Origin of the sequence: Mycobacterium deserti (assembly GCF_025345615.1) — a bacterium.
GTDB lineage: Bacteria > Actinomycetota > Actinomycetes > Mycobacteriales > Mycobacteriaceae > Mycobacterium > Mycobacterium deserti.
This window is the reverse complement of sequence record NZ_JAODWD010000004.1, coordinates 80,430-94,841: the sequence shown is the minus strand read 5'-3', so window position 1 is coordinate 94,841 and position 14,412 is coordinate 80,430. Positions and strand designations below refer to the sequence as shown.

Here is a 14,412-nt window from a genome sequence, read left to right as displayed (position 1 = left end):
ACGCTAGCGCAGGCCATAATCACTCCCGTGGAGGACACGGATCCGATCGTCGTATTCGGCGGCCGCAGTGAGATCGGGCTCGAGCTGGCCGCGCGGCTGGCGCCGGGTGCCACGGTGATTCTCGCGGCCCGCCGTCCCGACCAATTGCGGGCGGAGGTCGACGCGATGCACGCGGCCGGTGCCGCCGCCGTGCATGTCCGCGACTTCGATGCCGACGACCTGTCCTCGCACGCCGCATTGGTCTCCGCGATCGTCACCGAGCACGGGCCGATCGGCACCGCGGTGCTCGCGTTCGGCATCCTCGGCGACCAGGCTCTGGCCGAGAAGGATCCGGCCCACGCCGCGGCCATCGTCCACACCGACTTCGTCGCGCAGGTGAGCTTGCTGACCGTGCTCGCGGCGGCCATGCGCGCCGAAGATAGCGGACGGATCGTGGCGTTCTCGTCGGTCGCCGGCGTGCGCGTGCGTCGCGCCAACTACGTGTACGGCTCGGCCAAGGCCGGGCTCGACGGATTCTGCAGCGGCCTCGGCGACGCCCTGCACGGATCCGGGGTACGGCTGCTGGTAGTGCGGCCCGGCTTCGTCATCGGGCGAATGACCGAGGGCGTGAAACCCGCGCCGTTCTCCAGCACACCTGCACAGGTCGCGGACGCCGCCGTGCGCGCGTTGAGTAGAGGACGCCGCACGGTCTGGGTGCCGCCGATCCTGCGCCCGGTGTTCGTCGCGATGCGGTTGCTGCCCGCGCCGATCTGGCGGAGGTTGCCCAGGTGATCGTCGTGGTCGGCATCGGCGCCGACGGCATGGACGGCCTCGCCCCCGCGTCTCGACGCGAGTTAGCAGGGGCCACAGTCATTTGCGGCTCGCAACGACAGCTAGATCTGCTCGACGAGAGCGTCACCGCGGTCCGTCGCCCGTGGCCGACGCCGATGCTTCCGGCTCTGCGCACACTGCTCGACGGCGTCGAAGGTGACGTCCACGTCGTGGCCAGCGGCGACCCGCTGCTGCACGGGGTCGGCGGCTCGCTGATCCGGATTTACGGAGCCGATCAGGTCGCGGTGCTGCCGCACGTGTCGTCGGTGACTTTGGCGTGTTCCCGCGTGGGCTGGGCCGTGCAGGACACCGAGATCATCAGCCTCGTCACCGACCAGGTGTACGCCGCGGTCCGCAAGGGTGGGCAGGCCGTGGTGATGTCGCGCGACGGGTCGACCCCCGCGACGCTCGCGCGGCTGCTGACCGACACCGGCCGCGCAGACTCACAGATCACGGTGCTCGAGCAACTCGGCGGTCCGGCGGAGCGGCGTCGATCCGCGACGGCGAAAGAATGGGCTGCGCGACCGCCTGCGGACGTCGACGATCTGAATGTCATTGCGGTGCGGTACTTACCCGACGAGCGCCGCTTCGGGGTGCTGCCCGATGACCAGTTCGCCCACGACGGGCAGATCACCAAACAGTCGATGCGCGCCGTCACCTTGGCTGCGCTCGCCCCTCGACCCGGCGAGCTGCTGTGGGATGTCGGCGCCGGCTCCGGCAGCATCGCTATCGAGTGGTGCCGCAGCGGATCCGGTTGCCGCGCCATCGCTTTCGAGCGCAATGAACAACGGCGCAAACGAATCGAGACGAACGCGCAGAGCTTCGGCGTGAACGTCCTGGTGAGGTCCGGCGCGCCGGACGTGTTCGACGTCGAGCCGCCGCCCGACGTGGTGTTCCTCGGTGGGGGGATCAGTCAGCAGGGCCTGATGGCGGCGTGCTGGGACCGGCTCCGGCCAGGTGGCCGACTCGTCGCCAATGCGGTGACGGTTGAATCGGAAGCTGTTCTCACACAGTGGTATTCGCGAGAGGGCGGCGAGCTGAGAAGGTTCCAGCACTACAGGGCCGAGCCGGTGGGCGGGTTCACCGGATGGCGGCCCGCGATGCCTGTCACGCAGTGGTCGGTGACCAAGGCATGACGGTCTATTTCATCGGGGCCGGACCGGGCGCGGCGGACCTGATCACAGTGCGTGGCCAGCGGCTGCTCGAAAAATGCCCGGTGTGCCTCTACGCGGGCTCGATCATGCCCGAGGACCTGCTCGCGCTGTGCCCGCCCGATGCTCGCGTGGTGGACACCGGGTCGCTGACGCTGGAGCAGATCATCACCGAACTCGCCGACGCACACGCCGCGAACCTCGACGTGGCGAGGCTGCATTCTGGCGACCCGTCGCTCTACAGCGCGCTCGCCGAACAGTGCAGGCGTCTCGACGAGATTGGTGTCGACTACCAGATCGTGCCCGGCGTACCGGCGTTCGCGGCCGCGGCGGCGGTGCTGGGCCGCGAGCTCACCGTCCCCGGCGTCGCGCAGACGGTGACCCTCACGCGGGTCGCGACGTTGTCGACCGCGATGCCGCCGGGTGAAGACCTGACGGCGTTGTCATCACCGGGCGCGACCCTCGTGCTGCACTTGGCGGCCGCGCAGATCGACGCCATCGTGCCGCAGCTGCTCGAGGGTGGCTACCGTCCCGAAACGCCATGCGCCGTGGTCGCCTTCGCGTCGTGGCCGCAGCAACAGGTGCTGCGCTGCACGCTGGCCGACCTCGCTGCCGAGACGCACGCCGCGAAGGTGACACGGACGGCCGTGATCGTCGTCGGCGACGTCCTAGCCGCGGAGGGCTTCTCGGACAGCTACCTTTACTCGTCAGGACGGGTCCGTCGAGGCAGGCATTGATGCGGATCCTGTTGCTGGGCGGTACTTCTGAGGCGCGCGCGCTCGCCGCCGAGCTCAGCCCAAGCGTTGATGTGATCAGTTCGCTGGCCGGCCGGGTCCCCGATCCGGCACTGCCGGTGGGGCAGGTGAGGATCGGCGGATTCGGTGGCGTGGAGGGGATGCGGCGCTGGCTGCAGGACACGGAGGTGGACGGCCTGGTGGACGCGACGCACCCGTACGCCGCGACGATCACCGCCCATGCGGCGACGGTAAGTCGCCAACTCGGGCTTTCACACCTGATACTCGCGCGACCCGCATGGGATCCTGGCGACGCGATCGTGGTCGGGTCCGACAGAGAAGCTGCAAAAACGGTTGCTGATATGCGTTTTTCGCGGGTGTTTCTGACCACAGGGCGGTCGGGGACGGCGGCGTTCGCGGACGTCGACGCGTGGTTTTTGATCCGCGCGGTGACGGCGCCCGACGAGCCGACGCTGCCGCGTCGTCATCAGCTGGTGCTCTCCAGGGGTCCCTACCGTTACTCCGGTGAGTTGGCGCTGCTTCGCGAGCACCGCATCGACGCGCTGGTGACCAAGAACAGCGGCGGGCAGATGACCCGGCCCAAGCTCGATGCGGCTGCGGCGCTGCAGGTGCCGGTGGTCATGGTGGACCGGCCCCCGCTGCCACCCGGCATCGAGGCGGTCGCCTCGGTTGACGCTGCCGTCGCCTGGGTCAGGACGATTGCGTCGGGACGGACCATCGGCTGACCGAGCCGACGGACGACGAGAACAGCCCGTCGGGAACGAGTCTGAGTCCCGCATCCCGCACAGCGGCTAGGACTCGGTACCGCGGCATCGAAACCAGTGAGGCGCTCCTGGACATCCAGAACAGGGTGTTCATGCGGAGCCGTCGACGAGACAGCTGCCGAATGCCCCCGCGCGCGAGGGTGATCGCATCCTCCATGGCCAGAGCCGCGCCCTGCCCGAAAATCGGACGCATCGCATGAGCGGCATCCCCGATGAGTACCACGCGCCCGGTGGACAGCCGACGTGGCGGTGGTACTTCGCTGAGCTCCACGGTGGTCATTCGGGTCGGTTCCGCTGCTTCTATCAACTGCGGCAGCGGATCCGGCCAATGGCGGTAGGCGCCGAGTTCGGCATGGCCCGGACGTGCGCCGCCCCAGACGTAGGTGCGCCCGTCGGCCAGCGGCAGTATTCCGAATTCGGCGAATCGACCCCAGATCGCGCCGTACCCGTCGCTGCACCGGCGATCGACGATCCACGTCCACGTGGTGATACCGGTGCGTCGCGGTGCTGGCGCGTCGGGCCACAGATCTCGGCGACTGACGCTCCGCACGCCGTCCGCGGCGACGATCAAATCGAAGCGGTGACGCATGTCGTTCACCTCGACCTCGCCGGTGGGCAGCACACGAGTGACCGGGCTGGAACACCGCACACTCTGCTCGGGCAGCTGTGCCATAAGTGATCTCAGCAGGTGCGACCTCGGGGCCAACGTGTACTCGCCGCCTCCGGCGAACTGCGCCAGAGTGCGGCGCGTCAGCACTCGTCCGGACGCGTTGCGTATCGTCGCTATCTGCCCGGACACCGGGCTCGGAGGATACTCGTCGCGCACGCCGAGAATCGCCAAGCATCGCAGTGCGTTCGGGGCCAGCGAGATGGCTGCGCTTGTCTCTGGAACGTGGGTGGATCGCTCGAAAAGCGTGACGTCATGCCCGTCCTGGCGGAAGGCGATCGCGGCCGCGAGCCCAGCGAACCCGCAGCCGATCACCCCCACCTTCACCGGCGACTCCTAGGTATAGGACGCGATCAGTTCGAGCGTCTCGAGCTCCCGGATGGCCTGGCAGCCGCGGCTGAGCATGGCCAGCATCATCTCGTCGCCGCGCTCGGTCGTCGCCGCGAAGGCCGTACCGAGGGCGACGAGTAGCGGCGCCTGTACAACGCCGAGCCGGTAGTCGCGCCAACAGGTCTCGAGGTCGTAGTCGCCGACGTCGTAACCCAGCAGCGCCTCGTGGTACCGCGCGACGAGATCCCTCTCGATCTCGGCTCGTACCTCTGGCAGCAGGCTTGTCGCGGTGAAGTATGCGAGGTCGCGGCCGGGTAGGCCGATGCCCACGGTCTGCCAGTCGACCACGGTGATGCGGGTCCGGTCCGGGTCGAACAACATGTTGTCGAGCCGGTAGTCGCCGTGCATCAACGCGTAGCGCTTCGGCTCGGCCCGCAGCCAAGGGGTCACCGAACCCATTGCGGCGACCAGAGTTTCCTGGTCGTCCGCGCTGATCTTCGCACCGAGCCGGTCGATCACGATGTCGGCGGCCATCTTCGACACGTCGCCGAGCCCTTTGGCCGCATCATCGTCGCCGGGTTTCGGCATCACGATCGCCGACAGGTCCATCCACTGGGAGTCACACCAGCTCGGGCCGTGTAAGCCGGCGAGCGCTTCCACCGCGAGCCGCGCCTCGGCCGGCGCACATCCTGCGATCTGGTCACCCTGAACCGCGGGTGCCATATCGCCGAGCAGCAGGACGACGTCGGCTCCGTCGGCGGAGATCTCGCAGTAGAAGTTCTGCGGCACCGGAATTCGCATCTTGTCCGCGATGCGCGAGTAGAACTCGACTTCCGACCGGTATCCGAGGGCGACCCGTTCGCGCACCTCGTCGTCTTGCGCAGACAGCTTGACCGCGAACGACTTCGGCAGATCCGGCCGGTCGGCCGCGTACGTCGCGACGACCCGGTAGGTCGCGCCGGTCTGCCCGGTGCCGATCGCAACGACCTCGACGTCGCGCACGTCGGTGCCCAACACCGAACCGAGCCAGGCCGCCGTTACATCCTCGGGTCCGCGCGGAATGCCCATGGTCACGCGCCGGACGTTAGCACTGCCCTCACGAGGTGGGGTAGCGCCGCGGCGTGAACACCCGATCGTCGTACCACTGCGTCTGAGAGGAGCCGACGATCAGCAGGCACCGCATGTCGACGTCGGCCGGATCCAGATCCGCGAGCCGCACGATCTTGATGTCTTCGTCCGGACCCGACACGTCGCGGCCGACCACCACCGGGGTGCCGGGATCGCGGTGCTCGAGCAGCAGGTCGCGCATCGCGCCGACCTGCCAGGTGCGGCTCTTCGACGCGGGGTTGTAGATCGCCAGCACGAGGTCTGCCTCGGCGGCGGCGGTCAGCCGCGCGACGATCACGTCCCAGGGTTTGAGCCGGTCGGACAGCGAGATCACGGCGTAGTCGTGGCCGAGCGGCGCCCCGACCCGGCTCGCGACCGCTTGCGCTGCGGTCATCGCCGGGATGACGCGCACCTGGACCCCGGGCCACTGCTTGGCCTCCTCGAGCACCGCGGTCGCCATCGCGAAGACACCGGGGTCACCGGAGGACACCACGGCAACCGCGCCGCCCTGTTCGGCCAGCGTGCAGGCCAGCCGGGCGCGGGCCGGTTCGTCGGTGTTGTCGCTGGGATGCCTGCGTTGCCCGCCGCGTGCGCCGACTCGGTCGAGGTAGGGGCCGTAGCCGATCAGATCGGTGGCCGCGGCGAGCTCGCGGCGGCTCTGCGGTGTCATCCACTCGGTGTGGCCTGGACCGAGGCCCACCACCGCCACGCTGCCGTTGGCAGTCTCGCGGCGCGGTGTGCCGGGAAGCATCGCCAGCGAGAAGTAGGGCACCGACGACTCGTCGACCTCACCTGCGGGCAGGACCCGCTCACGCGGGGTGCTGGCGCGTTCGACGTAAAACGCGTCGTCCAGCCGCCCCGCTGACGAAAGCGCCTTGCGGACAACCGGATACGAGCGACCCAACTTCATCACCACGGCCGCGTCGGTGTCGGCGAGGCGGCGCTCGAGTTCTTCGACCGGCAGCGTGCCGGGAAGTATGGTCAGCACCTGGTCGCCCTCGACGAGGGGCGTCCCGGTCGCCGCGGACGCCGCGCTCACCGACGTCACGCCCGGAACGATCACCGCGTTGAAGCGCTGCGTCAGCCGCGTGTGCATGTGCATGTAGGAGCTGTAGAACAGCGGATCGCCCTCGGCCAGCAGCGCGACGTCGCGGCCGGCCTCGAGATGCGCGGCGATGCGTTCGGCGGCCTCGCGGTAGAAGTCCTCGATAGCGCCCGCGTAGCCGCCCGGATGATCGGTGGTCTCGGTGGTGACCGGATAAACCAGGTGTTCCTCCACCTGCCCGTCGCGCAGATACGGCTCGGCGATGCTGCGCGCGATGCTCTTGCCGTGGCGTGCGCTGTGGTAGGCGACGACGTCGGCCTCGCCGATCACCCGCGCCGCCTTGACCGTCACCAGTTCGGGGTCACCGGGTCCCAGCCCGACGCCCCACAGGGTTCCCTGCTTGCTCATTCGCGCTCGTTGGCAATCGCGTTCACGGCCGCGGCGGCCATTGCGCTTCCGCCGCGACGACCCGTCACGACGAGATAGGCCATTCCGCGCGGCCGTTCGATCAGTTCCTGCTTGGACTGGGCCGAGCCGACGAAGCCGACCGGACCGCCCAGCACCGCGGCGGGGGTCGGGGCACCGTTGTCGACAAGTTCGAGCAGCCGGAACAGCGCGGTCGGCGCGTTGCCGATCGCCAGCACCGCTCCGCCCAGGCGGTCGGCCCATACGTCCACAGCCGCGGCCGAGCGGGTCGAGCCGAGGCGGCCTGCCAGGTCGGCGGCCCGTTCGTCGGCGACCAGGGACACCACCTCGTTGTCCGCCGGCAGCCGGGACCGGGTGATGCCCGAGGCGACCATCGACGAGTCGCACAGCACCGGGGCGCCTGCGGCCAGCGCCGCGTGCGTCCTGGCGACGACGTCGTCGGTGTAGGCGATGTGCTCGGTGACGTCGACCTGCCCGCACGTGTGGATCAACCGCACCACGACGCGAGCCACGTCATCGGGGAACCGGGCCAGATCCGCCTCCGCGCGGATCGTCGCGAACGACTGCCGGTAGATCTCCGCGGCGTCGCGGATGTAGTCGAGCACGTGCTCACCCTACGGGTGCGCGACGCACGTATCCGTTCCCGGTTGCCACCCACACCTCGGCGGACGGCGGGCTACCGCACGCGCGGTCGCAACCCACGAAGTGCCGGTGGCCGTCGGCCGGATCCTCAAGCGCCGCGGCGGCGTCCGCCCGCACGTCAGCGGCGGAGTGCGCGCAGCCGGGCCGCCCGGTGCACGCGCTGACCGACAGCCACGGCGAATTCGCGTCGAACACCAACCCGAGCGGGGCGAGGACGCGCAGCGCCACGTCGGCGACCCCCTCCTCGAGGTCGAAGACCAGCACCGAACGCCACGGCGTGACGGCCATGGGTGCCTCGATCGCGGCGAGGAATTCGGCGGTGCGCGCCTGCAGCACGCCCAGCGGCACGGCGGCGGCCAGAGTCACCCTGCCATCGTTCTGCTCGATCCAGCCGACCGGTGGGCGGGTGATCGGTTCCCACGTTCTTCCGGGCTGCGCAGTGGCCACCAGATCGCCCAAGACCGATGCTGCGTCATCGAGTTCGCTTATGCGCCAGGCTGTTCCGCGACATTCGGCAAATCGGTTCGCGACGCCGACAAGCGTCGCAACCGCGTCAGTCATGGCCACGCGCACGCCGGTGTCCCGGCCGGCGAGCAGCAGGGCCGCGGATTCGTCGACGACGTGGAGACCCACATCTGCGGCCAGGCCGGAGATGTCGCCGCGGCCGTCGTCGATTCCGAACAGAAACCTGCCCGGCAGGGTCGCCAGCGAGGGCTCGGAGCGGATCGCGACGTCGAGATCGGTCACGAGGGCGTGGACGTCGGGATACGGGCCGACGCGCCCGGACAGCGGCGAGGCGACGATGTTGCGGACCCGCTCGTGCGTCGTCGAGGGCAGCAGGCCGGCTCCGGCGATCGCGTCGGCGAGCGCCTGGGTGGCCTCGGCCCCGTCGATGCCGCGGATCTGGATGTTGCCGCGGGAGGTGAGCTCCATTGCGGGCGAACCCCATGTGGTGGCCGCCTGCGCGAGCGCCGCGAGGTGGGCGGCGGTGAGCATGCCGCCGGGCAGCCGGACTCGGGCCAGGCCGCCGTCTGCGGCCTGGTGCACCTGCAGCGCGCCGGGGCAGGCGTCCTGGTCACGGGTACGGGCCACCAATTCACCGTACGCCCGCGTTGCTGGCGCCACCCAACGCGGTGACAGGCGACCGGTTTCGCCTGCACGCGCCTCTCACCTGCGTATTTCGTGAGTGTTAACCACAAACACAGGTAGCGCGGTACGCACGTGCGAATGCCCGGCGCCTGCGCTGACCCCGGTGATCAACGCGCCGACGCTGATCACCGAACAGCAGGTGCGTGTCTTTACCGCGGCTGCGGTGGCGCTGCCGTCGGCGAGGAGTCCTCACTGGACCGGCGCGATCGTGTCTGCGTTGTGCGGGATCGGCGTCTGGATGGTCGCCGCCGCGAAGCCCCCCGCGCCGCGGCCTCATCCGAAACGGCGGGTGTACCTCGAGAACGCGTTGATGTCGCGCGAGAAGGACCGGCTGTGACTCAAGGACTCAACTGGCCAGCGGAACGGGGCTGACCACATCGGAATAACGCGACGCGTCACCGACGACGGCGCGGCTGCGCTGACCGTAGACGTCCACCGGGATGTCACCTGCGAGGGTGATGCGATTGAGCCTTCGGTACTGGTCGTCGTAATCGGCCACCGCATAATGTTGAGTGGCACGATTGTCCCATATTGCCAAGTCGCCCAGCTGCCAATTCCACCGAACGGTGTTCTCCAGCTTGGTGACTCGTGTTTGCAGGAGGTTGAACAGCGTGGCCGACTCGCTAGGGTCCAGCCCGACGAACTTCTTGACGAAGTGGCCGAGCAACAGCACGCGCCTGCCGGTCTCGGGATGCACGCGAACGACGGGATGCTCGGTCTCGTAGCGGTCGGAGACGAATTCCTGACGGTAGGCCCGTTGTTCGTCGGTCGGCGCCCGGTTGGGTTCGTCGTGCAGGCCGACGTAGTCGTACTGATTCGTGTGCACCGCCCACAGATTTTCAGTCAAAGCCTTGAGCGGAGCGGGAAGCCGGTCGTAGGCGGCTTCTGTCGACGCCCAGGTGGTGGTGCCGCCGTACGGCGGCAGGGTAACCGCGCGCAGTAGCGAGGCTTTGGGGATCCGGTCGACGAATGTGACGTCGGTGTGCCAACTGTTGGCTTTGTCGAAGCGAGAGTCGATGGGCAACAGGCGCTCACCGCGCGATGTCACCGTCGGGTGGGCCGTCGTGGGAGTGCCCAGGAGGCGGGCCACCGCCAACTGTCCGGCATCGTCGAGGTCGTGCTGCTCGCGGAAGAAGATCACCTTGTGTTCGAGCAGGGCCGCATTGATGGCCCGCGCGGTTGCCGACTCGATGCCTGCGGCGAGGTCCACACCCTCGATGCGGGCGCCGATGTGGGCGCCGAGCTTGATCACCTGCATTCTCGACACGATGGCCATTCGCGCCCGCCCGGACAAGTTTTTCACTCAGCACGAATCGAAGTCGAAAAGGGTTTCGATGCGATCATGATCGGGTAGAAAGGCGCAGTGCGCGCGCTGTGGGAGTACATCACCGCCCACCATTCGCAGTTGCTTTTCGACTCCTACCAACACGTCAGCGCGGTTGTGCAAAGCGTGCTCATAGCCACGCTCGTCGGAGTCGCCATCGGGGTCGCGACCTACCGTAATCCGCTGGCTTCGAACCTCGCGACGGCGACGTCAAGCGTGATCCTCACCGTGCCGGCGTTCGCGCTTCTGGGCCTGCTCATTCCGATGTTCGGACTGGGCGTGCTGCCCAGCGTCGCGGCCCTGGTGCTCTATTCTCTGCTGCCGATCATCCGCAACACCATCGTCGGGCTCAACGCGCTTGACCCCGCGCTCACCGATGCGGCACGAGGAATCGGGATGAGCCGGCTGGACACCCTGGCCAGGGTCGAGCTGCGCCTGGTATGGCCGTCGATCCTGTCGGCGATGCGCATCAGTACACAGATGTCGATGGGCGTGCTCGCGATCGCCGCCTACGTCAAGGGTCCCGGCCTGGGCAACCTCATCTTCGCGGGTCTGGCGCGGGTCGGCAGTCCCACGGCGATCCCCATGGCGCTCACCGGAACGCTGCTGATCGTCGTCCTCGCTCTTGCGCTCGACGCCGCGCTGGTGCTCGTCGGCCGGCTTACCACATCGAAAGGCATTCGATGACAACGCAATCGGCAACATCGGAGACGGACGCGCAGGGCAACACCGGCGTGCGCATCGTCCTCGACGGAGTGTCCAAGGTGTACCCCGGGTCGGACCGTCCCGCGGTCGACAACGTGTCGCTCGATATTCCGGCCGGTGAGATCGTGGTGTTCGTCGGGCCGTCGGGCTGCGGCAAGACCACGATGATGCGCATGATCAACCGGCTTTCGGAGCCGACGTCGGGCCGCATCCTGATCGGCGACGACGATGCGTTGTCGATAAAGCCCACAGAGTTGCGCCGGTCCATCGGATACTCCATCCAGCAAGCAGGCCTGTTCCCGCACATGACAATCCGGCAGAACATCGGCCTCGTTCCCGGACTGCTGCGGTGGGACCGCAAGCGCACCGCCGATCGGGTCGATGAATTGCTCGACCTCGTCGGCCTCGAGCCGACACAGTATGCCGACCGGTATCCGCGCCAGTTGTCCGGCGGGCAGCAGCAGCGCGTTGGCGTGGCCCGTGCTCTGGCCGCCGACCCGCCGGTGCTGTTGATGGACGAACCGTTCGGTGCGGTCGACCCGATCACCCGCAGCACCCTGCAGGACGAACTGTTGCGACTGCAGACCGAACTGCGCAAGACCATCGTGTTCGTCACCCACGACTTCGGTGAGGCGGTCAAGCTGGGCGACCGGATCACCGTCCTCGGTCAGCAATCCAAGGTGCTGCAGTACGACACTCCGCAGAACATCCTCGCCAACCCCGCCGACGACATCGTCGCGGGGTTCGTCGGTTCCGGCGCGTCGTTACAGCAACTCGGGCTGATGCGGATCAAAGACGTGACATTGCAGTCACATCCGTCGGTGCATCGTGACGACTCCGTCGAGCAGGTGCGAAACGTGTTGGCCGGCAGCGAGTTCGATTGGGCTGTCGTGCTCGACGACCGGGACCGCCCGGTGAGCTGGGTACGTGAGAGCAGGCTCGCGCACGCGACGGCTCTGGCTGACGCGACCGAGTCGCTCGGCGTGGTGAGCACGCAGTCCACCCTCGAGGACGCGCTCGAGGCGATTTTGGCCGAGCAGCACGCCTCGGCGGTGGTGACCGGCTCGGGCAGCCGGTACGAGGGTGTGGTCACCTTGGACACGTTGATTGAAACCATCACCAAGCTGCGGGCGGACGCGAGCGCGGCGGCGGCGCAAGGGCAACCGTGACGACAGCCGCCGATACCGTCCGCGCGACGCCGGGAGAGCGTAGCCGGCTGTTCGTGCAACCCGTGCTGGTGCTGATCGTCGCCGCCGCGGTGTTGTTCTGGGCGTTCAACCGTGACTTGACTGCGACCCAGAAGGAGAACATCAACGTCGCGAACGTCGCCACATTGATATGGCAGCATCTTCTGATCACCTTCGCCGTCACCGCCATCGTACTGGCGATCGGTGTGCCGCTCGGTGTTCTGGTCACCCGTCCGGGCGCAAAGGCGTTGCGGCCGTTGTTTGTTGGTATCGCCAACGTGGGGCAGGCGGCGCCCGCGATCGGTCTGCTGGTGCTGCTGTTCCTTCTGACGGCCAAGACGGGTTTCTGGATAGGCGTGCTGCCGATCGCGCTTTACTCCCTGCTACCCGTCCTGGCGAGCACGATCCTCGGCATCACACAGGTCGACCGGTCGCTGATCGACGCCGGTCTCGGCCAGGGCATGTCGCGGCAGGCACTGCTCGCGCGGGTCGAACTGCCGCTGGCGGTGCCGTACATCCTTGCCGGCCTGCGCACGTCACTGGTGCTCGCGGTCGGAACGGCGACGCTGTCGTTCTTGGTGAACGCCGGCGGACTCGGCATCCTCATCGACACCGGCTACAAGCTGCAGGACAACGTGACGCTGATTCTGGGCAGTGTGCTCGCCGTGTGCCTGGCTCTGCTGGTCGACTGGTTCGGCGGTCTCGCCGAACACTTCCTGAACCCCAAGGGGCTCCGATGATTCGGCGCAAGATCGCGGCGCTGTCCGCCGCGTGCACCCTGCTTCTCACCGGCTGCGGGCTCGGGGCCGGCGGCGCCATGCCGTTCATGGTCGGGCCCGGATCGATCACCCCCAACCGGGCGCTGGAAGGCGTGAAGATCACGGTGGGCTCCAAGGAGTACACCGAGCAGGTGATCATGGGCTACATCCTGGAATACACGCTGGCCGCGGCCGGCGCGGACGTCCGCGATCTCACCGGCATCGTCGGCTCCCGCAGCACCAGGGAAGCGCAGTTGCGGGGCCAGGTCGACGTCGCCTACGAATTCACCGGCAACGCGTGGATCAACTACCTCGGCCACGAGAAGCCGATACCCGACGCCAGGACGCAGTACGAGGCCGTTCGCGACGAAGACTTGAAACGCAACGACATGGTCTGGCTGAACCCCGGTCCGATGGACGACACCTACGCGCTCGCCGCCAGTCGGCAGACCATCGCGCGCACCCGAGTCGAGAACCTCTCGCAGTACGCCGATCTGGTCAAGCGCAATCCCGCTGCGGCCAAGACCTGTGTGGACACCGAGTTCCGCGCGCGCCAAGACGGTTACCCCGGGATGGCGGCCGCGTACGGATTCGACCCCGGGCGGGCGCAGACCCCCGTGCTGCAGGTCGGCATCATCTATCAGGCCACCGCCGACGGGTCGCAATGCGACTTCGGCGAGGTGTTCACCACCGACGGCAGAATCGCTGCGCTGGACCTCGTCGTGCTCACCGACGACAAGCAGTTCTTCGCCCACTACAACCCATCGGTCACCATGAAGCGCGAGTTCTTCGAAGCGCATCCGCAGATCGCCGACGTCACCGCGCCAGTAACTGCCGCACTGACCAACGACGCCATCATGCAGATGAACAAGCAGGTCGACGTCGAGGGTAAGGACCCCGCCGTCGTGGCCCGCGACTGGATGGTGGCCAGGGGTTTCGTCACGGCCCAATAGCTTGTTAGTGACGGTCGTCACACTGCGGTAGGTAGTGATCCGTGCCACACAAGTTGCGCTTTTCCGGTTGGTTCCGTCGTACGTTCGCCCTACTACACGCGTGTGTAGTAAGCGGAAATCACGAGAGGAACAACGATGTTCGAACTGGTTTTCTTCGGCGTCCTGCTGGCCGTGCTGATCGGCGCGCTCGGCCTGCCCTACGGCGAGACCACCCACGGTCGCTGGAACAGGCGCTAGCCGAGGCTCGGCCGATAGGTGCCGAAGCTCCAGACGTTGCCGTGCGGGTCGCGGGCCGCGAACTCCCGCGAGCCGTAGTCCTGGTCGGTCAGCCCCATGACGATTGCGGCGCCCGCCGCGACGGCCCGTTCATGTAGGGCGTCCGGATCGTCGACCGAGACATAGACCACCACCGGGCCGGGCAACGCGAAGGGGCTGTCGGTGCAGTCGGCGTCGTCGACCATTACGAGCCCATGGCCGATTCTCACCTCGGCGTGCTTCAGCGGCTGGTCCGGTTCCGGAGGAACGACCAAGGTGGCGACCGCCCCGAAAGCGCGCTCGAGCCATCCGATCGCGCCGCGTGGATCGCGGAAGGGGACGATCGGGACCGCCCCGTTGATTGTCAGTGTTTCGCTCATGGGC

General features: G+C 67.9%; 16 protein-coding genes. 9 read left to right on the top strand and 7 right to left on the bottom strand.

Going from position 1 to position 14,412, the window contains the following annotated elements; all coding sequences use genetic code 11:
• The first annotated feature begins 27 nt into the window (after positions 1-27).
• The 4 genes from N4S67_RS16780 to N4S67_RS16765 are packed head-to-tail and all read left to right on the top strand — an operon-like array spanning position 28 to position 3,441.
• Positions 28-771 carry an SDR family NAD(P)-dependent oxidoreductase gene (locus N4S67_RS16780; protein ID WP_260994148.1) on the top strand — a complete coding sequence of 248 codons (744 nt, stop codon included), beginning with the start codon at positions 28-30 and terminating at the stop codon, positions 769-771.
• Positions 768-1,946 (top strand): precorrin-6y C5,15-methyltransferase (decarboxylating) subunit CbiE, encoded by a 1,179-nt coding sequence (cbiE, locus tag N4S67_RS16775; RefSeq protein ID WP_260994147.1) that lies wholly within the window; start codon positions 768-770, stop codon positions 1,944-1,946. The genes N4S67_RS16780 and cbiE overlap by 4 nt, the downstream gene beginning before the upstream one ends.
• Positions 1,943-2,698: a precorrin-4 C(11)-methyltransferase gene (gene cobM / locus N4S67_RS16770; RefSeq protein ID WP_260994146.1), complete on the top strand. Its 756-nt coding sequence runs from the start codon at positions 1,943-1,945 to the stop codon at positions 2,696-2,698. The genes cbiE and cobM overlap by 4 nt, the downstream gene beginning before the upstream one ends.
• On the top strand, positions 2,698-3,441 hold the full coding sequence (locus tag N4S67_RS16765) for a cobalt-precorrin-6A reductase (RefSeq protein ID WP_260994145.1): 744 nt from the start codon (positions 2,698-2,700) through the stop codon (positions 3,439-3,441). The genes cobM and N4S67_RS16765 overlap by 1 nt, the downstream gene beginning before the upstream one ends.
• On the opposite strand, the gene N4S67_RS16760 is transcribed toward N4S67_RS16765, so the two are convergent.
• Genes N4S67_RS16760 through cobG form a run of 5 tightly spaced genes read right to left on the bottom strand, consistent with a single transcriptional unit; the run spans position 3,407 to position 8,789 of the window.
• Positions 3,407-4,474 (bottom strand): FAD-dependent monooxygenase, encoded by a 1,068-nt coding sequence (locus tag N4S67_RS16760; protein ID WP_260994144.1) that lies wholly within the window; start codon positions 4,472-4,474, stop codon positions 3,407-3,409. The genes N4S67_RS16765 and N4S67_RS16760 overlap by 35 nt on opposite strands.
• Positions 4,475-4,483: 9 nt before the next feature.
• Positions 4,484-5,545, bottom strand: a complete 1,062-nt coding sequence (locus tag N4S67_RS16755) for a phosphotransferase family protein (RefSeq protein ID WP_260994695.1) — start codon at positions 5,543-5,545, stop codon at positions 4,484-4,486.
• 28 nt (positions 5,546-5,573) lie between these two features.
• Positions 5,574-7,037, bottom strand: coding sequence for a precorrin-2 C(20)-methyltransferase (locus N4S67_RS16750; RefSeq protein ID WP_260994143.1), 1,464 nt, complete (start codon positions 7,035-7,037; stop codon positions 5,574-5,576).
• Positions 7,034-7,660 (bottom strand): precorrin-8X methylmutase, encoded by a 627-nt coding sequence (locus N4S67_RS16745; RefSeq protein ID WP_260994142.1) that lies wholly within the window; start codon positions 7,658-7,660, stop codon positions 7,034-7,036. Before N4S67_RS16745 ends, N4S67_RS16750 begins: the two co-directional genes overlap by 4 nt.
• A gap of 4 nt (positions 7,661-7,664) precedes the next feature.
• Complete coding sequence (cobG, locus tag N4S67_RS16740) at positions 7,665-8,789, bottom strand: precorrin-3B synthase (protein ID WP_260994141.1); 1,125 nt, start codon at positions 8,787-8,789, stop codon at positions 7,665-7,667.
• A 160-nt stretch (positions 8,790-8,949) separates the two neighbouring features.
• On the opposite strand from cobG, the gene N4S67_RS16735 reads away from it, so the two are divergent.
• Positions 8,950-9,183 carry a hypothetical protein gene (locus N4S67_RS16735; protein ID WP_260994140.1) on the top strand — a complete coding sequence of 78 codons (234 nt, stop codon included), beginning with the start codon at positions 8,950-8,952 and terminating at the stop codon, positions 9,181-9,183.
• 9 nt (positions 9,184-9,192) lie between these two features.
• Here N4S67_RS16735 and N4S67_RS16730 read toward each other — a convergent pair whose 3' ends face one another.
• Positions 9,193-10,104 (bottom strand): TauD/TfdA dioxygenase family protein, encoded by a 912-nt coding sequence (locus N4S67_RS16730; protein WP_313959956.1) that lies wholly within the window; start codon positions 10,102-10,104, stop codon positions 9,193-9,195.
• Positions 10,105-10,209: 105 nt separating this feature from the next.
• Between N4S67_RS16730 and N4S67_RS16725 the strand changes: the two genes are divergently transcribed.
• Genes N4S67_RS16725 through N4S67_RS16710 form a run of 4 tightly spaced genes read left to right on the top strand, consistent with a single transcriptional unit; the run spans position 10,210 to position 13,773 of the window.
• A complete protein-coding gene (locus tag N4S67_RS16725) occupies positions 10,210-10,857 on the top strand; it encodes an ABC transporter permease (protein WP_260994139.1) in 648 nt (215 codons plus the stop codon).
• Entirely contained in the window at positions 10,854-12,044 is a 1,191-nt protein-coding gene (locus N4S67_RS16720; RefSeq protein ID WP_260994138.1) for an ABC transporter ATP-binding protein, read from the top strand. Before N4S67_RS16725 ends, N4S67_RS16720 begins: the two co-directional genes overlap by 4 nt.
• Positions 12,041-12,802, top strand: a complete 762-nt coding sequence (locus N4S67_RS16715; protein ID WP_260994137.1) for an ABC transporter permease — start codon at positions 12,041-12,043, stop codon at positions 12,800-12,802. The genes N4S67_RS16720 and N4S67_RS16715 overlap by 4 nt, the downstream gene beginning before the upstream one ends.
• A complete protein-coding gene (locus N4S67_RS16710) occupies positions 12,799-13,773 on the top strand; it encodes a glycine betaine ABC transporter substrate-binding protein (RefSeq protein WP_260994136.1) in 975 nt (324 codons plus the stop codon). The genes N4S67_RS16715 and N4S67_RS16710 overlap by 4 nt, the downstream gene beginning before the upstream one ends.
• 233 nt (positions 13,774-14,006) lie before the next feature.
• On the opposite strand, the gene N4S67_RS16705 is transcribed toward N4S67_RS16710, so the two are convergent.
• Positions 14,007-14,408, bottom strand: a complete 402-nt coding sequence (locus tag N4S67_RS16705; protein WP_260994135.1) for a VOC family protein — start codon at positions 14,406-14,408, stop codon at positions 14,007-14,009.
• Positions 14,409-14,412 lie beyond the last annotated feature (4 nt).